General features: G+C 33.4%; 20 protein-coding genes and 3 tRNA genes. 15 read left to right on the forward strand and 8 right to left on the reverse strand.

From position 1 onward, the window contains the following. Window positions 1-56: 56 nt before the first annotated feature. A complete protein-coding gene (locus tag OZP08_RS17185; RefSeq protein ID WP_281322435.1) occupies window positions 57-2216 on the reverse strand; it encodes a TonB-dependent receptor in 2160 nt (719 codons plus the stop codon). Between the two features lie 161 nt (window positions 2217-2377). Here OZP08_RS17185 and OZP08_RS17190 point away from each other — a divergent pair, with 161 nt between their 5' ends. The 9 genes from OZP08_RS17190 to OZP08_RS17230 all read left to right on the forward strand — a co-directional run bounded on the left by OZP08_RS17190 (window position 2378) and on the right by OZP08_RS17230 (window position 9120). Beyond that, the gene (locus OZP08_RS17190) at window positions 2378-2836 is read left to right on the forward strand and encodes a YciI family protein (RefSeq protein ID WP_268847320.1); all 459 of its coding nucleotides are present in this window, start codon (window positions 2378-2380) and stop codon (window positions 2834-2836) included. Window positions 2837-2902: 66 nt separating this feature from the next. Continuing rightward, a complete protein-coding gene (locus tag OZP08_RS17195) occupies window positions 2903-3163 on the forward strand; it encodes a hypothetical protein (protein WP_268847321.1) in 261 nt (86 codons plus the stop codon). A 53-nt stretch (window positions 3164-3216) separates the two neighbouring features. Beyond that, entirely contained in the window at window positions 3217-4185 is a 969-nt protein-coding gene (locus OZP08_RS17200) for a lipid A deacylase LpxR family protein (protein WP_281322436.1), read from the forward strand. A gap of 122 nt (window positions 4186-4307) precedes the next feature. Beyond that, window positions 4308-4697: an SMU1112c/YaeR family gloxylase I-like metalloprotein gene (gene gloA2 / locus OZP08_RS17205; RefSeq protein ID WP_268847323.1), complete on the forward strand. Its 390-nt coding sequence runs from the start codon at window positions 4308-4310 to the stop codon at window positions 4695-4697. Between the two features lie 184 nt (window positions 4698-4881). After that, complete coding sequence (locus OZP08_RS17210; protein WP_268847324.1) at window positions 4882-6153, forward strand: chloride channel protein; 1272 nt, start codon at window positions 4882-4884, stop codon at window positions 6151-6153. Window positions 6154-6159: 6 nt separating this feature from the next. Beyond that, complete coding sequence (locus OZP08_RS17215; RefSeq protein WP_268847325.1) at window positions 6160-6756, forward strand: HPP family protein; 597 nt, start codon at window positions 6160-6162, stop codon at window positions 6754-6756. A gap of 211 nt (window positions 6757-6967) precedes the next feature. Beyond that, entirely contained in the window at window positions 6968-7507 is a 540-nt protein-coding gene (locus tag OZP08_RS17220) for an IS1096 element passenger TnpR family protein (RefSeq protein ID WP_268847326.1), read from the forward strand. A gap of 87 nt (window positions 7508-7594) precedes the next feature. Then, window positions 7595-8653, forward strand: a complete 1059-nt coding sequence (locus OZP08_RS17225) for a nucleoid-associated protein (RefSeq protein WP_281322437.1) — start codon at window positions 7595-7597, stop codon at window positions 8651-8653. Window positions 8654-8895: 242 nt separating this feature from the next. Then, on the forward strand, window positions 8896-9120 hold the full coding sequence (locus OZP08_RS17230; RefSeq protein ID WP_268847327.1) for a DUF1660 family phage protein: 225 nt from the start codon (window positions 8896-8898) through the stop codon (window positions 9118-9120). A 53-nt stretch (window positions 9121-9173) separates the two neighbouring features. Here OZP08_RS17230 and OZP08_RS17235 read toward each other — a convergent pair whose 3' ends face one another. After that, on the reverse strand, window positions 9174-10232 hold the full coding sequence (locus tag OZP08_RS17235; RefSeq protein WP_281322438.1) for a hypothetical protein: 1059 nt from the start codon (window positions 10230-10232) through the stop codon (window positions 9174-9176). Between the two features lie 101 nt (window positions 10233-10333). Between OZP08_RS17235 and OZP08_RS17240 the strand changes: the two genes are divergently transcribed. From OZP08_RS17240 to OZP08_RS17255, 4 genes are all read left to right on the forward strand, one after another. Beyond that, entirely contained in the window at window positions 10334-11230 is an 897-nt protein-coding gene (locus OZP08_RS17240) for an ABC transporter ATP-binding protein (protein WP_268847328.1), read from the forward strand. A gap of 66 nt (window positions 11231-11296) precedes the next feature. Next, window positions 11297-12133, forward strand: coding sequence for an ABC transporter permease (locus OZP08_RS17245; RefSeq protein WP_281322439.1), 837 nt, complete (start codon window positions 11297-11299; stop codon window positions 12131-12133). A gap of 14 nt (window positions 12134-12147) precedes the next feature. Continuing rightward, the gene (locus OZP08_RS17250) at window positions 12148-14478 is read left to right on the forward strand and encodes a T9SS type B sorting domain-containing protein (protein ID WP_281322440.1); all 2331 of its coding nucleotides are present in this window, start codon (window positions 12148-12150) and stop codon (window positions 14476-14478) included. Window positions 14479-14501: 23 nt separating this feature from the next. Beyond that, window positions 14502-18989, forward strand: a complete 4488-nt coding sequence (locus OZP08_RS17255) for a T9SS type B sorting domain-containing protein (RefSeq protein WP_281322441.1) — start codon at window positions 14502-14504, stop codon at window positions 18987-18989. 290 nt (window positions 18990-19279) lie between these two features. Here OZP08_RS17255 and typA read toward each other — a convergent pair whose 3' ends face one another. Further along, window positions 19280-21076, reverse strand: a complete 1797-nt coding sequence (typA, locus tag OZP08_RS17260) for a translational GTPase TypA (RefSeq protein WP_281322442.1) — start codon at window positions 21074-21076, stop codon at window positions 19280-19282. 173 nt (window positions 21077-21249) lie between these two features. On the opposite strand from typA, the gene OZP08_RS17265 reads away from it, so the two are divergent. Together OZP08_RS17265 and OZP08_RS17270 are read left to right on the forward strand one after the other, a co-directional pair. Then, window positions 21250-22959 carry a PAS domain-containing sensor histidine kinase gene (locus OZP08_RS17265; RefSeq protein WP_281322443.1) on the forward strand — a complete coding sequence of 570 codons (1710 nt, stop codon included), beginning with the start codon at window positions 21250-21252 and terminating at the stop codon, window positions 22957-22959. A 4-nt stretch (window positions 22960-22963) separates the two neighbouring features. Beyond that, the gene (locus tag OZP08_RS17270) at window positions 22964-23356 is read left to right on the forward strand and encodes a response regulator (protein WP_268847335.1); all 393 of its coding nucleotides are present in this window, start codon (window positions 22964-22966) and stop codon (window positions 23354-23356) included. 186 nt (window positions 23357-23542) lie between these two features. On the opposite strand, the gene rpsT is transcribed toward OZP08_RS17270, so the two are convergent. From rpsT to proS, 5 genes are all read right to left on the reverse strand, one after another. Then, window positions 23543-23794 (reverse strand): 30S ribosomal protein S20, encoded by a 252-nt coding sequence (gene rpsT, locus OZP08_RS17275; RefSeq protein WP_268847336.1) that lies wholly within the window; start codon window positions 23792-23794, stop codon window positions 23543-23545. Between the two features lie 36 nt (window positions 23795-23830). After that, a tRNA-Glu gene (locus OZP08_RS17280) sits at window positions 23831-23902 on the reverse strand. A gap of 43 nt (window positions 23903-23945) precedes the next feature. Then, window positions 23946-24017: transfer RNA gene (locus OZP08_RS17285), tRNA-Glu, on the reverse strand. 46 nt (window positions 24018-24063) lie between these two features. Then, window positions 24064-24135 (reverse strand) — tRNA-Glu (locus tag OZP08_RS17290). 78 nt (window positions 24136-24213) lie between these two features. After that, window positions 24214-25692, reverse strand: a complete 1479-nt coding sequence (gene proS, locus OZP08_RS17295; protein ID WP_281322444.1) for a proline--tRNA ligase — start codon at window positions 25690-25692, stop codon at window positions 24214-24216. Between the last annotated feature and the right edge of the window lie 24 nt (window positions 25693-25716).

The following is a 25716-nucleotide window of genomic DNA, read 5'->3' on the forward strand; positions in this document are numbered from 1 at the left end:
ACTAAGATTCTAAGTTTTTTTTTAAAATTACATAGAACATCAGCGACTTAGCAACTTTACAAATTCTTCAACTGATTGTCTTTTTTGTTTTTGCTGATGGTCCAAAAGAAGCCCACAAAGAAAAAACGATCTGCAGCTGGTTTTATGGCACTTCGCTGGTACTCACCGTTAGCATCAGGCCTAACTGCATAGTTATATCCGTATACATTATTTGCCCCTAAAACATTCGATACTGAGAAATATAAAATCTTTTGAGTGGTTAATAAATAAGCCCAATTAAAACTCAAATCGTTGTATGATTTTGTTTTTCCGTTCATAAATTGAGTTTCATTCGGATTATTGTATGGTCTTCCGGTGCTGAAAGAATTGGTTAAACCTACTTGGGATTTCCAATCTGTAATCCAATATTTAGTCACTATAGACAAATTATTATTCGGAACAAAATTAGGAGTTACCTGAGTTGGGTAATTTTTATACAAACGCTCGGTATCTATATAAGAATATGATACCCAATACTCTAAATTCTTAATAGTTTTTCCGTCTCTCCAAAACAAATCCAAACCTTTAGCATATCCTTTCCCATCATTGGTAAATATAGAATTGTATGCTACCTGAGGGCTGTCAAATCGAACCAAATTACTGTAATCTTTATAATAGGCTTCGGCTCTAAGTGTGCGTCCATCTTTATGGTATTGATAATTCAAGATATAATGAGAAGCTTTTTCACTCTCAAACTGATTGAATTTAGAATACTTAATATATTCAACACTTGGAGTTTGAGAAAAATCACCATAAGCAAAAGACAACTGACTAAATTTTGCCATTTTATAAGCAAATGAAACTCTTGGTGAAATAAAATTATCATTCGTTAAATCATTTGCAGAGGCACGAACACCTACCTTAGCCACTAATTCTTTAGAAAGGGAAACATCAGCTTCAGTATATAATGCCCCTATGGTGTTATCATATCCGTAATCAAAGGAATTTCCAGCATTTCGAGTAAAATTTTCATCATATTTAGTGATAAAATAATCGGCTCCAAAAGTCAATTTAAAGCTATTAGATATGCTTTTTTTCAATTTCAGCTTCATATTCACGGCATTTTCATCATTCTCCAATTGGTCCAAATCAATACCTGATTTCAACTTATTGTAACCATAACTCATTCCTGCCGTAATGTTCCAATTGGTTCCAAAAAAACCATTGTATGAAGTATTGAAATAGAGATTATCATTTTTGGAATCGACCGTAATTTTATCGACTGAATTGATATTTTCTTGTTTTATGATGTATTGAGAGGCATCAAAAGCGGCATACATCTTAAAAATCCCTCTTTCAAAATTGTATCTGTATACCATTTCTCCAGACAAGGATTGTGGAGCGCTTTTCCATTCTACATCCTGAGGAACAAGAGCCTGATATGGCGTTAAATTGATATAAGAAGTGTTGATACTAAAAGAACTTTTAGCCCATTTTTGAGTATTCCCAAGCCCGACACCCACTGACATTACCGAGATTTCAGTTTTACTTTGGTCTGGTTCATCTATCGTATTCAAAAGCAGCACACTCGACAAAGCATCCCCATATTCTGCAGAATATCCTCCTGTTGAAAAAGAAATTCCACTAAAAAGAAAAGGAGAAAAACGACTACGTGTTGGCAAATTATTAGGCGTAGAATTATAAGGTTGCGGGACTCTCATTCCATCAACATAAGTCTGGGTCTCATTGGCTTCACCTCCACGAACGAACAATCTTCCGTCCTCACCTACTGATTGTGTTCCTGGCAAAGTTTGCAAAGCTGCCACGATATTCCCTACTGAACCTGCAGTGGTTACAATATCCAAAGGCTTTAATACAGATACTCGGGCTTTACTTCCAGAATTCAAAGAACCAGCTGTAATTACAACTGCATCCAGTGTGTTAATATTATCTTTTAATTTAATAGTTTGATTTTGAAAATTAGCTACATCTATCATGGTATTTGATGTTTCGTAAAGTAAAGAACTTGCTATCAAATTTTGATTTCCTGTAGAGGTAGTAGCAAATGTAAAATCACCATTTTCTGAAGTTGAAGCACCATCATAGCTGCCTTCAATATAAACATTGGCACCTGCGATTGGAACTCCTTTTTGATTGGTGATTTTACCTGAAATAGTAGTTTGAGAAAAAAGTGTAAAACTAAATAAAGAAACGAATGCGAATAAAATGGTTTTCATGATTATTATTTTGATGAGACAAATATCTTACAGAAAAAAAGGGAATTGAAATTGTTCTGACCCAATTGCGGAAAATTAGGGATGAACCGTTTTTTATGTTTCTATGAAGTATCCCATAAATCACTCAGAATTCGTAAATTTGGTATATAAAAAGAACTGTTATGAAAAAAGCTATTCTTACCTTACTGCTTGTAGTTAATTTTAATCTACTTTTTTCTCAAGAGGCTAATTCTGTTTATGACGAAAAACTAGCCAAATCATTGAATGCTGATGATCACGGAATGAAACAATACGTATTTTGTATTTTGAAAACCGGCAGCTATACAACCGCAACAGCCGAAGAAAAAAGCAATCTATTTAAGGGACATATGGCTAACATAACTCGGCTTGCGCAAGAAGGCAAACTTGTTTTAGCTGGGCCATTCATGAAAAACGACAGAAACTATCGAGGCCTTTACATCTTTAATGTTAGCACCATCGAAGAAGCAAAAACACTTGTAGCAACAGATCCAGCAGTAAAAGCAAATCTTTTGGAAGCCGAATTGACACTTTGGTACGGAAGTGCGGCATTACAGGAAACGCTTAAAATTCATGAAAAAATAGCAAAAAACAAATTCTAGCTTTTTTCATTAAAAACTGAAAACTCACTATCGTTCCAGAAAGTAAAAACTTTATACCTAGAAAAAATGCCACACCTTTTAGCAACACTCAGGAATGTCCCTTTTGAAACCATCAAAGGAGTTTTAGAAAACGATAAAGCGTTTCATGCTTCGGAGGAAATGTATTTAGAGCATATTTGGCAAAACGTTGATGATGAAAATGAAGTACTGTTTCTTTTCAGAATAAATTCTATAGAAAAGACAAAAAAATTAATCGAGAAACTACATTCCAGCGCTCTATCACAAGATCCCAATGCTAATTTACCAACGATGATCTACTTGCAATGATTTATCTAGCTAATATTATTATTTTCAAATTAATAAAAAACACTATATTTTTTTTGATATATGAATGTAAGAAATATTACGCCATTAACTTACTCTTTTTTCCTTTACTCTCTTTTTCCCAAAGAATAGACAATACTGCATCTTTCAGGGAAATAAACAGTAATCATTACTTGCGTTATCATTATGACAACGACTTTTTCTCAGGAACAGATTATTACTACACTCAAGGCCACAATATTGAGTTGGTAAGTCCAAAGCTGTCTAAAAACCCAATAAATACATTGTTTATAAAGTTAAAAAACAGCAAACAAAAATATGGTTTATCGTTTGAACAATTGGGTTTTACACCTACAAACATAGAACCAGAAGAAATTCTTTACGATGATAGGCCTTTTGCAGCGACAGCAGCCCTAAAACCATTTTTAATTTCGACTGATACTATACATAAAACAATGCTTTCTTCAAATCTAACTATTGGTATTATTGGTCCCTTTGCTTTAGGCAAAGAAATACAAACTGAAATTCACGAATGGATTAACCATAAAATCCCACATGGATGGGAATACCAAATCAAAAATGATTTGATACTAAACTATGACATTTCACATGAGAAAGAATTGTATCGGTTTAATAATTTATTTGCATTAAACTCTAACTCAAAGCTCAGATTAGGGACAATGAACACAAATATCTCTGGAGGATTAACAACTACTTTTGGAAAAATCAACTCCCCATTCATTGCTCTAAAAAACAAAAATAATGTACAAATCTATCTTTACTGCCAAGGTCTGGTTACCGCAGTTGGATATGATGCTAGCTTACAAGGCGGTCTCTTTAATCAAAGTAGTCCTTATGTTATTACTGATCAAAATATGGAAAGATTTACTTTTCAAAGCAATTTTGGAATAGTCTTACGTCGAAAAACATTTTATTTCGAATATTGCCATTCAGAACTTACTAAGGAGTTCAAAACCGGAGAAGCACATAGATGGGGCGGATTTAGAATTGGATTCACTCTATAATTTTTTCAAAAAACTAAAATTTGAATATAAATTTTACCTTTGATTCTCCAATAAAGCTAAAACACTTTTTTTGAGTTAATACTTTTTCCAATACAAAAAAGGGAAACACCAATTTGCCAACAATGATAAGATTAAACAAAATTCACCACATTGCTATTATTTGTTCTGACTATCAAAAATCAAAACACTTTTACACCCAAATTCTGGGGTTAGAGATTGTACAAGAAATCTATCGCAAAGAACGACAATCCTATAAACTCGATTTAGCGCTTGATGGAAACTATGTAATTGAGTTATTTTCATTCCCGAAACCTCCAAAACGAGTTTCAAATCCAGAAGCTGCTGGATTAAGACATTTGGCTTTCGAAGTAAATGACATTCAAGAGACAAGAAAATACCTAATAGATCAAGATTGTATTGCCGAAGAAATACGAATAGATGAATTTACCAACAAAAAGTTTTTCTTTATAACCGACCCAGATAACACACCTATTGAGTTTTACGAAAAATAAAATATCAACAAACAAACTCTTAAAGAAATCACAAAACATTGTTATTATAATTACCCAAGTATCAGAAATCCAATTTACTTTCTTTAGTTTTGTAGTCCTAAAAAAAGAACCGCTTTTCATTACATAAAATAAAGACTTGTTTTTTTATCAAATTAATCCCGTCTATTCGGCTTAAATAAAGAAAATGATCCAAACAATACGAAATTTTCAATTCCTAAAGCTTCAAAAATTAGTTATCGTTTCTATCCTAATTGGTTTTCTTTCGGCATTCTTAGGAGTTGCTTTAAAAAAACTAACCGAATATTACGAGGAAATATTTGCTCATCAAGCCTCAATAAATTCTTTGTATTATATCTTTTTCCCAATCTTTGGATTGTCTGTTATTTATTTTCTTCGAGAGTATCTTTTTAAGAAAAAAGAAAACAAAGGCATCAAGGAAATTTTTGAAAGCACCAATTCTAAATCACAAAACTTACCTAATTACAAGATTTCGTCTCATTTTATTAACGGATTACTGACAGTGATTTTTGGTGGTTCTACAGGGATAGAAGTTTCTACCGTTGTTGCATCGGCAACTATTGGTTCTGTTGCACAAAGGAAACAAAATGTATTTAAAGAATACAAAACCGAATTGATTTGTGCTGGTATTGCAGCAGGAATTACTGCTTTATTCAGTAGTCCAATTGCCGGAATACTTTTTGCTCTAGAAGTTATTTCAAGAAAAGTAACCCGAGCCTTCTTAGTTAGTAATCTAATTTCTGTCCTTACCGCATTTGGACTCGTTTTATTATTAAAAGAAAAGCCCTTATTTACCGTAGCTATTACAACTTGGCAATTAAAAGCAATTCCTTATTTTATCCTTTTAGGAATTTTAGCGGGATTCACCTCTGTTTATTTAACTAGATGTGTATTATTTTTTAAATCTCAATTTTCGAAAATAAAAGTACATTATTTTAAAATTCTTCTTGGTTCCAGTATTTTGAGTGTTTCTCTATTTGTGTTTCCTCAACTTTATGGTGAAGGATATCATGGCATCAAGGAAATTATTGCTAACCCAAGCGGAACGCAACTAACGCTTTCAATAGCCTTAACGTTTCTGGCTATTTTAGTTTTAAAACCAATCGTTACCTCTGCTACACTGGCTTCTGGAGGAGATGGAGGTGTTTTCGCCCCAAGTCTTTTTATTGGTGCATTTCTAGGATTATTGGTTGCTTCGATCTTAAACACCTATTTTGGAGTAAATGTTATTCCTGTAAATTTCATAATCATAGGAATGGCTGCGGTTTTAAGCGCCAGTATTCATGCTCCCTTTACGGCAATTTTTCTTGTTTGCGGATTAACGGATGATTATACTTTATTTATCCCTATTTTACTAGTTTGTCTGATCTCTAAATACACAGCAAAAGCAATTTATCCTTTTACTGTTTATAGTTTTTCACCAAGTTTATCAAAATAATTATATATGCCAATACAAAAAATAAAACGGGGTTATCACAGAACAAAACACATTCTTTACAAAGAAACTTTAATTGATTTCAAAGAACATTTTTGGTCCTTTTTGGGCTCATTTGTTGGTATAGGAACCCTTGCTTATTTACAATCCAGATCATTGGAACAATCAGATGTTGTTTATTTGATAGGATCGTTTGGTGCTTCGAGTGTTTTGGTATACGGTATTATACAAAGTCCGCTTGCACAGCCCAGAAATTTAGTTGGAGGTCATTTTGTTTCAGCAATCATAGGTGTTACCGTTGCAAAATTTGCTCCTAATGTTTTATGGATAGCGGCTCCACTTGCAGTATCGGCATCGATTGTATTAATGCAAATTACAAAAACGCTACATCCACCAGGAGGTGCGACAGCATTAATTGCAGTTGTTGGATCTGCAAAAGTAAAGGCTTTAGGATATTGGTATGTGCTTTGTCCTGTTTTAGCCGGTTCTCTTATTTTGCTTGCCACAGCATTAATTTTTAATAACATGACTTCAAACAGGTATTATCCAAATCATAAAAAATACCATCAACTTAGAAAGAGAATTGTTAAATCTATAAAAAGCTAAAGGAATTCACTCCAAATACCGTTTCAATTTCTAAAACTTTTATCAGACAATAATTTTAATGTTTCATTTGTTTTATTTTGTTAACAAAATGAAAATCTACCACTTACATCTAAAAATATTTCAAACAAAAATATTATCAACAAATCCCAATTCCTAAATCTGAAATCTAAAATTAAACTTTACATTTGCTCTTTCAATAAAAACAAAGATTATGGTTTATAAATTCAGAGTTATTCTAGATGCCGAAGAAGACATTTTTAGAGACATAGCGATACTTGCTGAAGACACTTTAGAAGATTTACACAATGCTATTTTCAATTCATTTGGTTTTGACGGAATGGAGGTAGCTTCTTTTTACACTTGCGATGAAACCTGGAATCAAGAAGAGGAAATTTCGCTTTTTGACACCGGAGATGTTCAAGGAGAACAAAGAATCATGAGTGATTATAAATTATCTGATATACTAGATGAGGAAAACACCAAGATCATTTATGTTTATGACTTCCTCAATATGTGGACCTTCCTAGTTGAATTAGCAGCTATAGAAGAACAAACTGTTGGTCAAACTTATCCGGAAACCTTATTTTCTCACGGAGAAATGCCAGATGAAGCTACTGAGAAAAACTTTGAAGCTGATATGCATGATGACATTTATGGTGAATTTGAAGACGATTTAGACGAAGATGACTTAGATATGTTTGAGGGAGATGATAGTTTTGAAGACTATGGTTTTGAGGAGAATTGGAATTAAATAAACGAAAATAAAAATCAAGAGCCAAGAATAAAGAATTTAATACTATCTTTCTTCTTGGCTCTTTCATCTATAAAAACTTAAAAAATGATCAACTTATACAACACCCACATTGAAACGCTATCCATACACCGTGTGGGGAACATCAGTCGTAACGAACCACTTTTTTTATCAGAAGAACCTTATAAATTAAATGATGAGATTGTGCCATTGATGAAAGAGTTCTTCCTAAAGCCATTCAAAGAAAAGGAAGAAAATTACTTTCAGTTTGCACATGAGGTAGACTTAGACTACAACGACATGTTTAAATTTGCGACAGAAATTTTTACCAACCCAAATTCATTACATGACGTTTCCAAAAAGATTACACAACATCTTTTTGAGCAGTCTAATCACCCACATATTAAAAACGGTGAAGTATATGTAACCTATTTAACTGGTGTAAGTATTGATAATAATGTAGTTGATGCAATTGGTATTTTCAAAAGTGAGATTCAATCAGACTTTTTACAGTTTGAAGAAAAAGGCACACAACTGGAAATGATTTTGCAACATGGTGTAAGTCTAAACAAACTTGACAAAGGTTGTTTGATCTTTAATTACAAAAAAGAAGAAGGTTACAAAATTTTATCTGTAGATAGCAATCGCTATGATGCAAGATATTGGTTAGAGCATTTCCTATCTGTTGATGCTTTTGAAGATGAAAACTTCATTACCAAAAAATACTTGAAATTTTGTCAAAACTTTGCCAAAGATGTTGTTTTTCCAGCCGAAGACAAAAAAGAAGAGGTAATGTTCATGAACCGTTCTGTAAACTATTTTGCAAAAAACGATCAATTTGAAGAAAGCAATTTCTTGAATGAAGTATTAGACAATCCTGATTTGATTCCGGAATTTAAAAACTATAAAGTAGACAAAGGAGAAAAATATAGTATTGAAGATGTAACTTCATTTCCTATTGCCAATGCAGCAGTTAGTGATGCCAGAAAATCAATAAAAAACGTAATCAATCTAGATACACATATTCAAATCAAAATGGATTTCATCAATCCTGAAAGTGCCGAAAAATTTGTGGAAAAAGGTTGGGACGAAGAAAAACAAATGTATTATTATTTGGTTTACTTTAATAAGGAAGAAAAAAGTTAGTATATAGCTTGAAGTAACCAACAATTTGGTGTCTCAAAAAAATCAATCCCCTACTAATCTAAATAGTTGGGGATTTTTTTTGCCTCAAAATTCAACGCAAATTAAAAATAACATTTCATGTAAGATTTAGTTTGTTTTTTAACAAAAAAAGCGCATTTCATCGGATTTATTTGGGTCATGGGAGTTTTTATTATACGTTTGTCCAAATTTATAATCCACACACTATGAGCTTTTTAAATTTCATGTCAAAATTTGTAAATAAAAAAACAGCCTGTTCTATTTTTGGTCATAAAATAGTGACTGTCAGAAATGTAACTGGACATTTTAAAGAGTTCAAATGTACTTGTTGTGGAATTGAACTAACGAATGATTTACAAGACAGGAAAACATTTCTAACCCCTGAGCTAAAAGAAATAAACGAAACTTTATTGGATCATTATAACAGAAGAAGAGTTCTTTCTTTATAATTTCTAAACCATAAAATTGTGCAGACTTTAAGATACTGCTTTACGATTCTTTTCTAAGAACCAAATAAATTGGTGTTCTTGAAATTTCTGGTAATAAATTCAAAAGCAGCACTCATGATATTTCCCATAGATTTTGCCTTTTTAAAATTCAAATCATGGGTATAGCTATAAAGCTCTTTCTTCAATCGCTCTATATGCTCATCGGTAGAAATAATATCATTTCTCATAATTTTCATTAATCGCTTTATTCTATATTCTGCCGAAATAATTCTTTTGGCCAACACGGCACGTTCTTCATGCTTATATTGATCAATAGAGCTGTCTTCTAATTTTTCTTTGACCAATTTTACCATTGGGTAATTTTCTTTGAAAAACTGAGGGCGATACACTTTAAAATTTCCTTCATAACATTGTTGATCAAAGTCAATTGCACGAATTCTATAAACTACTTGGTCAAAATCATGAATTGGAATTACGACATAATTATAAGCACGCATATCTCCCAATAACCGAATCATACTTCGCTCATTAAACTTTACAAACTCCTTTGCAATTTGAGATTTCTCGGTTTCATTACACAATTTGAGATGAGTTTTAATAAACACATCACCTGCAATTCCCATAATATGCTCTTCGATTAGAGTGTCTTTATACACCAAAAAGTTAATTTTATCTGGTGACAAAATATGCTCCAATTCTAATCCATAAACACGGGATGCATCCGCTTTTTTAACATAAAAATGAGTGTAGTTATCATTGAGAATGTTTCTAACTTTTATCCGGAAAGGCTTAGAGTTTCCAAAAGTGCAAAAATCTATAGAGTCAATATTCAGGTACTTAATAATCCCAATATTACCATCGGAATGCAAAAGCGAATATATTTTTTTTAGCGTTAAATCAATTTCAATTCTCTCATACTCGCTGTAATACACCCTAATCCAGAGCGTATCTTGATCATTTTTATCAAATACACTTATCGATCCCGAAAAACGCAATAAATCATCATAAACAATAGGAACTCTAGAGATCCGATTATAACGTCCTAAATAATCCAACAGAGCAGAATTTATTGGATACGTAGGTTTTTTAAAAAGCATTAATGGCTCACTCATTGGGTTTAATGTGTATTAGACACAAATTTACGCTAAAATATTTTTTTACAGTAACAAAACCATTCCTTGTTCGTCTTATCAGGAAATTAAAACTAACTGATTTGGATACAATACTTTCAATACATAACCTCAACAAACGTTATGGTAGCTTACAAGCCTTAAAAAATGTTTCATTAGAAATAAAAAAAGGAAATGTTTACGGAATACTAGGTCCTAATGGAAGCGGAAAATCAACCACTTTAGGAATTGTTCTTAATGTGGTCAACAAGACTTCTGGGGAATACAGTTGGTTTGATGGTAAACTGGAAACACATGAAGCCTTAAAAAAAGTGGGAGCCATTATAGAAAGGCCTAACTTTTATCCTTACATGACGGCTGAAGAAAACCTGAAATTAGTCTGCAAAATAAAAAACATCAACTATTCTAAAATATCAGAAAAACTGGAACTTGTTGGTTTGAATGATCGGAAAAACAGCAAATTCAGTACTTTTTCTTTAGGGATGAAACAACGCTTGGCCATTGCCTCTGCCCTATTGAATGACCCTGAGATTTTAATACTTGATGAACCTACTAATGGATTAGACCCTCAAGGAATTCATCAAATACGAGACATCATAAAACAAATAGCTGCTAAAGGAACTACAATCTTATTGGCATCCCATTTATTGGATGAAGTAGAAAAAGTCTGTTCGCACGTTTTGGTTTTAAGAAAGGGTCAGGTTCTATATTCCGGTTTAGTAGATGGTATTTCTGCCAATGAAGGATATTTTGAATTGCAAGCCGATGATACTGAATCCTTAATTCGTGTTTTGAATACGCATCCGGCTATTGAAAAAACAAGAATCGCAGAAGGAAAAGTTTTGGTACAATTAAAAACAAAATTAGAATCAAAAGATTTGAATCAGTTTTTATTTTCAAATAACATTTGCCTAAGTCATTTGGTAAAGCGTAAAAATAGCCTTGAAGAGCAATTTTTAGAACTAACCAAGAATCAATAACAATTGGAAAAATCTATCTGATCTAAAATACAAAACCAAGAATCTTAAAACCTAAGTTATCTCAAAATGAAACGATTACTCTCTATAGAATTACAAAAAATATGGTTAAACAAAGCCAGTCGCGTGCTAACATTAACCTACTTCATATTACTTTCTTTTATTGCTTTGATAGCCTCTATTAAATTTAATATTGGTCCACTTAAGTTTCAAATTGCCGAAATGGGAATTTTTAATTTTCCATACATATGGCACTTTAATACTTATATAGCAGCAATATTAAAACTCTTTTTAGCAATCGTTATCGTTTCTATGATGGCAAACGAATACAGCTACGGAACATTAAAACAAAACCTGATAGATGGATTAAGCAAGGAAGAATTCATTCTTTCTAAATTCGTTACCATAGTATTGTTTTCTTTATGCTCTACTATTTTTGTCTTTATTCTGACTCTGATTTTAGGCTATAGTTTTTCATCCTATACCGAATTGAGCATTGTTTTTTCTGATTTACAATATATTTTAGCCTTTTTTGTAAAACTGGTTGGATTTTTCTCTTTTTGTTTGTTCTTAGGAATATTGGTAAAACGATCAGCATTTGCATTAGGTTTCTTATTGGTTTGGAATATTATAGAAGCCATTGCAAAAGGAATTTTGAACTTTCGTATTTTTCCTGAAGGTAAAACGGCAGATTACATCACTCAACTTTTCCCTTTAGAAGCTATGTCTAACTTAATAGTCGAACCGCTCACGAGAACAAACTTTGCAAAAACCATTGAAAATCAAATAGGAATGGAAAATCTAAAAGATTATGGTGTACCTTTTTCAGCAATTGCAATAGTTTTATGTTGGACTATTATTTTTCTATTCCTATCGTATAGAATATTAAAAAACAGAGATTTGTAGTATATTTGCATGCTATGAATCTTATAAAGAATATTTTATTTCTAGTATTTTACTTCTGCTCAACTGTTGCAATAGCTCAGATTACTGTAGATGACACCAAAACTGCCCAACAACTGGTTCAGGATGTTTTGGTAAAAAGTGCTTGTGCCAGTGTGTCCAATTTTAATGCCAGCGGGAATAATGCAGTCCCTGTACAAAACAGTTATGCTTATTTTAATTCTGCAGGCAGTAATTTCCCTTTAGCCGAAGGTGTACTTTTAAGTACTTCAGCCAGTAAAAATGCCATAGGTCCCTTTGTAAGTAATCGAGGTGGCGGAGGAAACACTTGGCTTGGAGATGCAGACCTTAACCAAACCCTAGGCATTAATAGCTTGAATGCAACAGTGCTCGAATTTGATTTTGTTCCTTTGACCAATTATATCAGTTTTAACTATATTTTTGCCTCAAATGAATATCAATCCTATTTCCCTTGTGCCTTCTCAGATGGTTTTGCCTTTTTAATCAAAGAGGCAGGAAGTACTGATAGTTATAAAAACATTGCAGTTCTCCCTGGTACAACCATTCCTGTTTCATCAGAGAATGTACACCTTATAACAAATACCTTTGTAGATTCGCAGGGTGTTTCCCATCCTGGTTGCCCAGCCAAAAACGAGTCTTATTTTAACGGATTCAACAACGCTACAAGCCCAGTGAATTATAGTGGGCAAACTATAAAGTTAAATGCCCAAACTGATGTAATTGCGGGAAAAACTTATCATATAAAATTAGTAATTGCTGATGATAAAGAAGAATATTATGACTCAGCTGTTTTTCTGGAAGCCGGAAGCTTTTCTGCTAAAATAGATTTAGGTCCAGATCGTTCTTCGACAACCAATAATCCATTATGTTTTGGCGAAAGCTTTACTATAGACACTAAACTTCCTGCAAATTATAGTTATCAATGGTACAAAGATGGTTCAACAACTCCAATTCCAGGTGAAAATAAACCAACTCTAGATGTAACTACTGCTGGTACTTATAAAGTAATAGTAACTTTATTGCCATCAACTTGTACCGCCGAAGATGAAATCAAAATAGAATATGCACCTCAAATCGTTTTGAATAACACCACTCTTGTTCAATGTGATGATAATGCAGATGGAATTTCGATATTCGATTTAACAAAAGTAGAATCTATCATAAAAAACAATGATCCAAAATTAATCAAACTTACCTATTATAAAACTTTAGCAGAAGCTCAAGGAGAAATTAACCCTATTTTAAATCCTAGCAACTACAGTAATACTGCACCCAATGAAGTTTTATATGCCAAAGTGAGCAATGCGTTTGGTTGTGCTGATTATGCACAATTGAATTTAGTTATTTCAAATAATTCGATTGCAACTCAAAATCCAATTGAGAGTTGCGATATCGATACTACACAAGATGGTTTGACTCAATTTAATTTAAGCACACAAGTAACACCTCAAGTAATCAATGGATTGGCTACTGGATTAACAGTGGAATATTATCTAAATCAAACCGATGCTATTTCCCAAAAAAATCAATTGCCTAATCTTTTTACTAATACAACTCCAAATCAGCAAACAATTTATGCCCGAATTGTAAATGGTCCGGACTGTTTCAAAATTACTCCAGAAACACTTGTGGTAAATTCCTTCGATCCACCTAATTTTCAAGACGAAACCCTTCCTCTATGCAACGGATCTAATTTAAATTTAACAGTCAACTCAGGTTACTCAAATTATTTATGGAGCAATGGATCTACAATAAATACAACAAACATTAGTGCGCCTGGAGAATATACAGTAACGGTAACGAATGCAAAGGGTTGTCAAAAAACAAAAAAATTCATTGTTAGACCTTCCAGTATTGGAATGATTACAAACGCAACAGTTAACGATTTTGCCGGAAGCGAAAACTCTATTTTAATTTCTTACTCCGGTAATGGAGATTATGAGTTTTCATTAGATGGTAATTCTTATCAAGATGCTCCTTTGTTTACAGGCCTAAATGCAGGAACATATAACATAACAGTTCGAGACAAAAATGGTTGTGGTATCTCAAACCCTTACAAAGTCTATGTACTTGATTATTCCCGTTTTTTTACTCCAAATAATGATGGTTATAATGACACTTGGAAAATAAAAAATCTAGATCTTTTACCAAAATCCACAATCGACATATTAGATCGTTACGGAAAATTATTAAAACAACTAGAATCTAATAGCCTTGGTTGGAACGGTACCTATAACGGAAGAGAGCTACCTGCAGATGATTATTGGTTCATTCTCACATTCGAAGACGGAAAAATTATTAAGGGTCATTTTTCTTTAAAAAGATAGGATTATTTTGCTATTTTTAGCAAATGAAAGAAAAATTACTCTGCATTTTCACCTTTTTATCGATCAGTTGTTTTGCTCAATTCAGTAAAACCCATTATATACCCCCACTAATTTCAGCAAACGGATTAGTCGAAGACCAGTATTTATACATCTCAACACCGAGTATTAAAAATGTAAATTTTAAAATCATAACTATTGGCGGGTCAGTAATCAATGCTACTGTTAATAGTACAAATCCGTATAGATATGATATTGGCACAGGAGATAACACTCAATTATTTACTCCAAATACCAATATTGGCATTGTAAAAAACAAAGGATATATAATCGAAGCCGAAGATTTAATCTATGCAAGTGCCAGAGTCAATGCAGGAAGAAATAATACTTCTGGCTACAATCATGCCGGAGGATTGGTTTCTAAAGGAAATAGTGCACTGGGAACAGTATTCAGACTAGGTGCTATGTTGAATCCGCTTTATGATACAACTTTATTAAACTTTGCCTCCATATTATCTACAGAAAACGGAACAAAAGTAACCATTTCAAATATTCCAAACGGGACAATGCTCACAAACGGAATGCTTATAAACGGTCCGATCACTGTAACTTTAAATAAAAACGAAAGTTATGTTTTGGCATTAGAGAACTACAATTCTACTAATAATACCCCTTCCAATAGCTCTAAAATAATTGGAGCATTAGTCGAATCCGATAAACCTGTAGTTGTAAATTCTGGTTCTTTTGGCGGAAGCAACAGTACTGTCTTGGAACCAAATCCAGATGGTATTTTAGCCCCTCCTGGTAGAGATGTAGGTTTTGATCAAATTGTTTCTCTAGAAAAAACAGGAAAAGAGTATATTTTTATAAAAGGACTTGGTACTGATGAATTAGAACGTGTACTATTAGTTGCTCATTCAGATCAAACTCAAGTTTTTTTGAACGATAATCCTACTCCATTCACAACCCTCAATACAGGAGAACACATTGCTATAGATGGAAGTCAATTCAAAAATGGAAATTTATATGTAACGACAAGTAAAAATGTATTTGCATATCAAAGTATTGCCGGTACAGATACGCCAGCCAATCAAAATTTGTTTTTTGTCCCACCTATAAATTGTTCAACACCCAACTCCGTAGACAACATTCCTCTTATTCAATCCATAGGAAATAATACATTTAGTGGCGTTTTAAATATAGTAACCGAAACTGGAGCTACTGTAAAGGTTAATAATTCGCCTATTACCGCTACACCAATTTCTATAACAGGAAATCCAAATTTTGTGCGATATACCATTTCAGACTTATCTGGTAATATAGCCGTAAAATCGAGTAAGCAAGTATATGTTTCTTATTTTGGCACTAATGGCTTTGCAACCTATGGAGGATATTATTCTGGGTTTGATCTAAAACCTGAAATTGTATCCGATAGAATTTCCATTTCTAATTCTACTTGCATTCCTAATGTTGTTTTAAAGATAAATACATTATCCTCCTATGATGTCTTTCAGTGGTATAAAGACGATATCGCAATTCCATCAGCAACCAATAATAGCTATATACCAACCCAACCTGGCTTTTATCAGGTAAAAGGAAGTATTTCAGGATGCTTAAGCAATATTTTTTCAGATAAAATCCCCGTTAGCGAATGTGCAATAAATAACGACAATGATCTAGCTAGTGACAATATTGACATTGATTATGACAATGACGGAATAGAAAACTGCTCTGAATCTTATGGCAATCAAGACATCAACAGCTCCAATCCTAATTCAGGAGTGGTTTCAATAGGTACATATTCCAATACTTTCACTGGTGCTGTTACCAATTCTACTCCTACTGCCCCAATACCCTTTATTGGGAATACAGATGGTAGTTTTGTCACAGAAGTATTGGCCGGAAAAGGTTTTTACACAACTTATAATTTGAATTTTAATAAACCTATAAACCTGAGTTTAGAATATCCAGCAAATGCCAACTCAAATGACCTGCTCAATACCAATGCTGAATATATTGTGAATTCAGATATTGATAAAACCATTACTGTCCAAAATCCAACCAATCAACTATTGATTGACACCAACTATGACGGAATATACGAAAGTGGTGTCACTCAATTTTCATCATTCGAAATTCGATTCATTCTCAACGGAAGCATTCCACTCCCTGCGGGAACCGGCACATTTAAATTTCAATCGTATCAAACAAAATCTTTCAAAATTACTCACAAAAACCTATCCAATAGCGATGGAAACAAATCTACTTTTAGACTAATCGCCACTTGCATTCCGAAAGATAGTGATGGAGATGGAATTCCCGACCAATTGGATTTAGACAGCGATAATGATGGAATACCAGACGCTATCGAATCTCAAAAAAATCCAAAATCTTTATCAAATACCGATACCAATCTAAATGGATTGGATGAAATTTTTGAACCCATAGCAAGTCCAATGGATACCGATAAAGATAACGTTCCTGACTATCTTGATTTAGACAGTGATAACGACGGTATTTACGATCTGGTTGAATCAGGAAGCAATGCTTTGGATAGTAATAAAAATGGAATAATAGATGGTTCTGCATTTGGGCTAAATGGATTAGCCAATATATTGGAAACTACTACTGACAACGGAATTCTTAACTACACAGTTGCTGATTCCGATGCTGACGGGATAAAAAACCACATTGAACTAGACAGTGATAATGATTTGTGCAATGATGTTACCGAAGCAGGATTTACAGATCCCAATTTTGATGGTATATTAGGAAACAGCCCAGTTGCAGTAAACTCAAATGGATTAGTAACCAGTAAAACCGATGGATACACCACTCCAAACAATAACTACACTATTGCCAACCCAATCCTTATAACCACACAACCCATAAACCAAACCCAATGTTTGCAACTAAATACCAGTTTTAGTATCGATTCTAATGCAGATAGTTTTCAATGGGAAGTTTCTACTGATGGTGGTATAAATTGGAATTCTTTATCGAATAACGCTACTTACTCTGGTGTTAAAACTGCATCATTACATATCACAAAGATAAGTGCAGCTATGAATGCTAATCAATATCGTGTTCTTTTAAACAAAAACAACATTATCTGCGGATTAACTTCTTCTGCTGCAACATTGACTGTTCTTGCTTTACCAACATTAAACTCCCCTATCACTATCATACAATGTGATGATAATATTGATGGTATTACCAACTTTAATTTAACAAAAAAAAACAACTTCATTTCGGCTAATTACGCCAACGAAACCTTTACTTATTACACCACTTCTACAGGTGCTAATACCAAAGATCCAACTACACTCATTACAAATCCCACCGCTTTTTCAAGTTCAAGCCAAACTATTTGGACTAGGGTCGAAAACACAAATGGTTGTTTTAACGTGGCTCAATTAGACCTAATGGTTTCAACAACTCAGCTAAATTTAACATCCAAAAGAACTTTTGAAGTATGTGATGATTTTGTAGACACAGCAAACGATAATAAAGATGGTTTTACCACTTTCGACTTTAGTAGCGTTACTTCAGAGATTCAAGCGCTGATTCCTTCTTCAAGTCAAACCTATTCGATAAAATTTTATGTTAGCCAAACCGATGCTTTGGCAGAAGCTAATCCTATTTTAAATCCTTCCAACTATAGAAACACAATACCAAATCAACAGAAAATTTGGGTAAGGATAGACAATAATCTGGACAATTCTTGTTTTGGATTGGGAGCTTATATCACTCTTCAAGTAAACCCCATTCCTAATATAGATGCCAATAATAGCCATATTAGTGATCAAATAGTTTGCTCTAATCTTCCTGCCTTTTTTGTCAAACTAGATTCCGGAATTATAGGAAACACTCCAGCCAGTGATTATAATTATATCTGGACAAAAGACGCCATTATAATTCCTGGTCAAACAAACGCTACTTTAGATGTTAATGAAAAAGGAACATATACTGTAACTGTGTCAACCAAAAAAGGTTGCAGTACTCCTAGAACCATTTTAGTAACTTCATCAGATATAGCACATCTGGAATCAATTACCATTGAAGATCTATCAGAATCCAACACAGTCACAGTAAACAGTTCAGGTCAAGGAAATTACCAATACAGTATAGATTTACCCAACGGTCCTTTTCAAGAATCTAATTTCTTTGATAATGTCCCTTCCGGAATTCATGATGTTTACATCAATGACACAAAAGGTTGCGGTACGCTAAAGAAAACAATTTCAGTGCTTGGAATTCCTAAATTTTTCACACCAAACAATGATGGTTATAATGATTACTGGAGCATCAAGGGTGTAAATGAAACCTTCAATAAAAGTGCGCAGATTATTATTTATGACCGATACGGAAAAATAATCAAACAAATACTCCCCTCAGGCAATGGTTGGGACGGCACTTATATCGGGAATCCAATGCCTGCTGATGACTATTGGTACTCCATAAAATTAGAAGACGGACGAGAAGCCAAAGGGCATTTTTCATTGAAAAGATAATAATCATTAGGGAGTGCCACCATCCCGATAAAAAGAGTTATTCTCTTTGCGTTGATCCCTCTTTTTATCGGGATGCTGTCGGGCTATCTGGGCTACTTCGGTAGCTTCCGTCTATCCCTCACTCGTGCAAATCAAGAACATTTTCTTCCAACAATCATACATGTCAAAAGAAAAAAAACTAAAAGCATCTACAAAATAAATACAACGTAATAACTCTAAAGCATTAAAACAAAAATCCCAAATTCCAGTACTTAGGAATTTGGGATTTTAAATATCGAAATCTAAATCTTTTAGAATTTGAATCTTTTTCTATCAGTTTCAGATAAATATATTTTTCTTAAACGAAGTGATTTTGGAGTTACCTCTACGTATTCGTCTTTTTGAATATACTCTAAAGCTTCTTCTAATGAAAATTTGATTGCTGGAATAATTCTAGCTTTATCATCAGCTCCAGAAGAACGTACGTTAGATAATTTCTTAGTCTTAGTTACGTTAACAGTCATATCGTCGCTACGGGTGTTTTCACCAATAACCTGACCTTCGTAGATATCCTCATTTGGATCAACGAAGAACTTACCACGATCTTGTAATTTATCGATAGAGTAAGGAATCGCTTTTCCGTTTTCCATAGAGATTAACGAACCATTGTTACGTCCAGGAATTTCTCCTTTGTATGGTTCATATCCAATGAAACGGTGTGACATAATAGCCTCACCAGCAGTTGCAGTCAATAATTGGTTACGTAAACCGATGATACCACGAGATGGGATGTTGAATTTTACAATCATACGATCTCCTTTTCCTTCCATACTCAACATTTCACCTTTACGGATAGAAACAAACTCTACAGCTCTACCTGAAAGTGTTTCTGGTAAATCGATAGTCAATTCCTCAACTGGCTCACATTTCACACCATCAACTTCTTTGATGATAACTTGTGGTTGTCCAATTTGCAATTCATATCCTTCTCTTCTCATAGTTTCAATAAGAACAGACAAGTGTAATACACCACGTCCGAAAACCATGAATTTATCAGCAGAATCAGTTTCACCTAGCCTCATTGCCAAGTTTTTCTCCAACTCTTTTGTCAATCTTTCTCTAATGTGACGAGAAGTTACAAACTTACCTTCTTTTCCAAAGAAAGGAGAATCATTAATTGTAAACAACATACTCATTGTAGGCTCATCAATAGCAATTGTCTGCAAAGCTTCTGGATTTTCAAAATCGGCAATCGTATCTCCAATTTCAAATCCTTCAACACCAACTACAGCACAAATGTCTCCTGCAACAACTTGTTCAACTTTTTTACGTCCAAGACCTTCAAAAGTATGTAATTCTTTGATTCTTGATTTTATTACTTTACCATCTCTTTTTACCAAAGAAATTGGCATTCCTTCTTTCAAAACACCTCTTTCTAAACGACCAATAGCGATACGTCCTGTAAATGAAGAGAAATCTAGAGAAGTAATCAACATCTGAGGAGTTCCTTCAGATACTTTTGGAGCTGGTACATTTTCAATAACCATATCCAATAATGGCTCAATATTTTCTGTTTTGTTCTCCCAGTGGTCAGACATCCAGTTATTCTTAGCTGATCCGTAAACCGTTGGGAAATCCAACTGCCACTCTTGAGCACCTAATTCAAACATTAAGTCAAAAACTTTTTCATGAACTTCTTCAGGAGTACAGTTTTCTTTATCAACTTTATTGATTACAACACATGGTTTTAATCCTAAATCAATTGCTTTTTGTAATACAAAACGGGTTTGTGGCATTGGTCCTTCAAAAGCATCTACCAATAAACAAACACCATCAGCCATATTCAACACACGCTCAACCTCACCACCAAAATCGGCGTGGCCTGGAGTATCGATAATATTGATCTTAGTTCCTTTGTATACTACAGAAACATTCTTAGAAGTAATGGTAATACCTCTTTCACGCTCTAAGTCATTGTTATCAAGGATTAAATCACCTGTATTTTCGTTTTCACGAAATAATTGACAGTGATACATAATTTTATCAACCAAAGTTGTTTTACCGTGATCGACGTGGGCAATAATTGCAATGTTTCTAATAGCTTCCATCTGTGATTTTTAATGGGTGCAAAGGTACACTTTATTTTGATATAAAAAACCTTTATGCAATAGTTTGCTATTTTGTTAACTTATAAATAGTTAAAGCATCTTAATAAATTAAACTTTCAATTATATTATTATCGAAATTTTAATTTTTGACAATATTTATTTACATTTGAGTAATGAAAAATAAAACCAATCAAATAACTGCATTCTACATTCTCTCTTCATTATTTATTGCTATTATTAGCTATAAATTATTGAAAATTTATACATCAAACACCAACTACCACTCATACAATTTCATAAAAGACCTTATTTTCATTACAATCACAGGTTTGTTCTTTAGATATATTTTACACAAAAACGACAAGACAAATACCAAGTTCTACGAAAACCTAAAACAAACCAACGACAAGATCAAAGAATCTAACGAGAAATACGATATCGTTTCTAAGGCAACCAGTGACACTATTTGGGATTGGAAGATTCCGGAAGACAACCTGACTTGGAACAGAGGAATAAAAGGGATTTATGGCTACGATCAAGATCAAGTTGAAAACAATTCAAAATGGTGGTTCAACAATATCCACCCAGAAGACAGTATCAAAATGTCTATCAAATTATACGCTTTTTTAGAACAAAAGACAGAGAAATGGCAAGACGAATATCGCTTCAAATGTGCTGACAACACCTATAAACATGTCCTAGACAGAGGTTTTATCCTAAAAGACGAAAACGGCAAGGCCATTAGAATGATTGGAGCCATACAGGATATAACCAAACAAAAAGAAGAAGAAAACAGACTAAAACTATTAGAAACTGTTTTTACTGAAGCCAAAGACTCTATTATTATCACAGAAGCCGAGTCTAATGACGGTCAGATTCCAAAAATAGTATTTGCAAATCCTGCTTACATCAACATGTCTGGCTATGAAACATATGAAATAATTGGAGAATCCCCGAATTTATTCATGGGAAAAAATTCAGACACACAACAAATAGAAAAATTAATCAACGCCATAACCAACAAAGAAGAATCTCTTCTAGAAATTATTTGCTACAAAAAAGACCAATCAGAATATTGGGTTCAACTTTCTTTCATTCCTGTATACAACCTAGAACATGAACTCTCTCACTGGATTTCAATCCAAAGAGATGTCACAGAGGAAAAAAAATTAGAAAAAGAAAAAGAACAACTCATTCGAGAATTAACGCAAAACAATAAGGATTTAAAACAATTCTCCTACATCACTTCTCACAACCTCAGAGCTCCTTTATCTAACCTAACTGGATTACTCAATCTAATAGAAGACATCCCTATTGAAGATGAAGAATTAAAAGAAATCTTAATAGGATTTAGTAAATCTACACATTTATTAAACGAAACCATCAACGATCTCGCAAAAGTAATTATCATAAGAGACAACCTTTCTATACAAAACGAAGAAGTCTTAATCAAAAATATTTTTCAAAACGTCTTTAATCAACTTAATTTCCAAATAGAACTACACAAACCCGAATTTAATATTAACTTCGGAAACGTTACAACAATACAAACAAACAAAGCCTATTTTGAAAGTATTATTTTAAATTTACTAACTAACGCCATCAAGTACAGATCTAAAGATCGAAAACTAGTTATAGAAATCACCAGCACCAAAATTAACAACACAATCGTTATCAAAATCAAAGACAACGGAATAGGAATAGATTTAAAACGTAATAAAGACAAAATATTTGGCTTATACCAAAGATTCCATAATTATCCAGACAGCAAAGGCCTGGGACTATATTTAGTAAAATCTCAAATAGAATCCATGGGAGGCGCTATTAGCATTGAAAGCGAAGTAAACAAAGGAACCTCTTTTACATTAACATTTAAAGCCTAAAAAAATGTTAGATCTAATCATGTGTATCGACGATGATCCTATAACTTTATTGTTATTTAAAAAAGTCATCAATAAAGCCCTTTTTTCAAAAGAAATAATAACCGCTCAAAATGGCGAAGAAGCATTAGAATTCTTTAAATCAATAAAAGACACAACCACCAAGCAACCTCAATTGATATTCCTTGATTTAAACATGCCAGTTATGGGCGGATGGGAGTTTTTAGATTATTTCAACAAGCCAGAATACCTCAACTTCAACAACATCAAGGTTGTTGTTTTATCATCTACAATAGATCCAGAAGATGTTAAAAAATCGAAAACTTACCCTATAGTTATTGATTTCTTACCTAAACCTATCACCACTTCAATGCTTGATTATCTAAAAACTAAGTTTTAAAAACAATAATACACTTACCCACACATCCTATTGAAATGTTTTTCTAAACAAATTAAAAAACTACTTCACTCCTACTAAACGAAATAATCACATTAATAAATTTCACAACATAATTCTCTCTGAAAAATAAGCACAAAAAAAAGCCCCTATAAAAGGAGCTTTCAATTTATATAAAAATTGTACTAATTACAATTTTGCAACGTGCTTAGTTAATTTAGACTTCAAGTTAGAAGCTTTATTATCATGAATGATATTTTTCTTAGCTAATTTATCAATCATAGAAATTACACTTGATAATTTAGAAGTAGCATCAACTTTATCAGTAGCTATTCTTAATGCTTTAATAGCATTACGAGTCGTTTTGTGTTGGTATCTATTTAATACTCTTTTCTTTTCGTTACTTCTAATTCTCTTTAGAGCTGACTTATGATTTGCCATTTTATTTTCTTTTATCTTTTATTATTTCATTTTTTGTAGTCCGTAAGGGAATCGAACCCCTGTTACCAGAATGAAATTCTGGCGTCCTAACCCCTAGACGAACGGACCTTATTCCTCTAAGTTCTGGAACATTCTAGATCAAAAAAATTTGTAGTCCGTGGGGGAATCGAACCCCCCTTACCAGGATGAAAACCTGGCGTCCTAACCGATAGACGAACGGACCATTACTTTTTTTATTCTCAGAAATTTTTCAATCTAAATACTTCTTGTAGTCCGTGGGGGAATCGAACCCCCCTTACCAGGATGAAAACCTGGCGTCCTAACCGATAGACGAACGGACCGTGCTTCTGTAATGCGGATGCAAAAATACAACTATTTTTGAGTTCTACAATAGCAGAGCAAAAAAAATATTTTTTTTTTTAATATGCCTTAGCAAACAATACTCTTCCTACAGAAGGTTTTCCTGTAAACACACAGCTTCCCGCCTGTTCAACCCTATCCAAAGGAATACATCTTATAGTCGCTTTAGTCAACTCCTTAATCTTCTCTTCTGTCTCTGCAGTTCCATCCCAATGTGCTGAAACAAAACCTCCTTCACCATCTAAAACTTCTTTAAACTCATCAAAATTTTCTACTTCTGTAATATGAGTATTCCTATAATTTAATGCTTTATCAAACAAATCTTTTTGGATTTGCTCTAACAAACTACTTACATAAGTTTCAATTCCATCTTTCGAAACCACTTCCTTAGTCAAAGTATCTCTTCTGGCTACTTCAAAAGTTCCGTTTTCTAAATCTTTTGGTCCTACAGCAATTCGAACCGGCACTCCTTTCAATTCCCATTCAGCAAATTTGAATCCTGGTTTTTGAGTCGTTCTATTATCAAATTTTACAGATATCCTTAATTTCTTAAGAGCACTAACCAAAACAGCTACTTCAGCAGAAATGGCTTCTAATTGCTCATCTGTTTTATAAATAGGAACAATAACAACTTGTATAGGCGCCAAATTAGGAGGCAACACTAGCCCTTGATCATCTGAATGCGTCATTACTAGCGCTCCCATCAATCGAGTTGAAACTCCCCACGAAGTACCCCAAACATATTCTTGTTTTCCTTCGGCATTAGCAAATTTAACATCAAAAGCTTTTGCGAAATTTTGACCTAAAAAGTGCGATGTCCCTGCTTGCAATGCTTTACCATCCTGCATTAAAGCCTCGATACAATACGTTTCTTCGGCACCGGCAAATCGTTCTGTTTCAGTTTTCAATCCTTTTATTACTGGTATTGCCATAAAATTCTCGACAAAATCAGCATATACATGCATCATTTGCTCTGATTCCTCTACAGCCTCTACTCTAGTTGCATGCGCTGTATGCCCTTCTTGCCACAAGAACTCAGCTGTTCTTAAAAACAACCTAGTTCTCATTTCCCAACGAACCACATTAGCCCATTGATTTATTAATAACGGTAAATCCCTGTATGACTGCACCCATCCTTTATAAGTAGACCAAATAATAGCTTCACTGGTAGGACGAACAATAAGTTCCTCTTCTAACTTTGCATTTGGATCAACCATTAGCTTACCTGCTTTATCAGGATCATTTTTTAATCTATAATGAGTTACAATCGCACATTCTTTTGCAAATCCTTCAGCATTTTTTTCCTCTGCTTCAAACATGCTTTTGGGAACAAATAAAGGAAAATAAGCATTTTGATGTCCTGTCTCTTTAAACATTCTATCAAGTTCTGCTTGCATCTTCTCCCATATGGCATACCCATAAGGTTTTATTACCATACAGCCTCTAACTCCTGAATTCTCAGCTAAATCGGCCTTAACAACCAACTCATTGTACCATTTTGAATAATCTTCTGCTCTTGTCGTAAGGTTTTTGCTCATATTGAATCGTTTGGCATAAAATTT

Origin of the sequence: Flavobacterium aestivum (genome assembly GCF_026870175.2) — a bacterium.
Lineage (GTDB): Bacteria > Bacteroidota > Bacteroidia > Flavobacteriales > Flavobacteriaceae > Flavobacterium > Flavobacterium aestivum.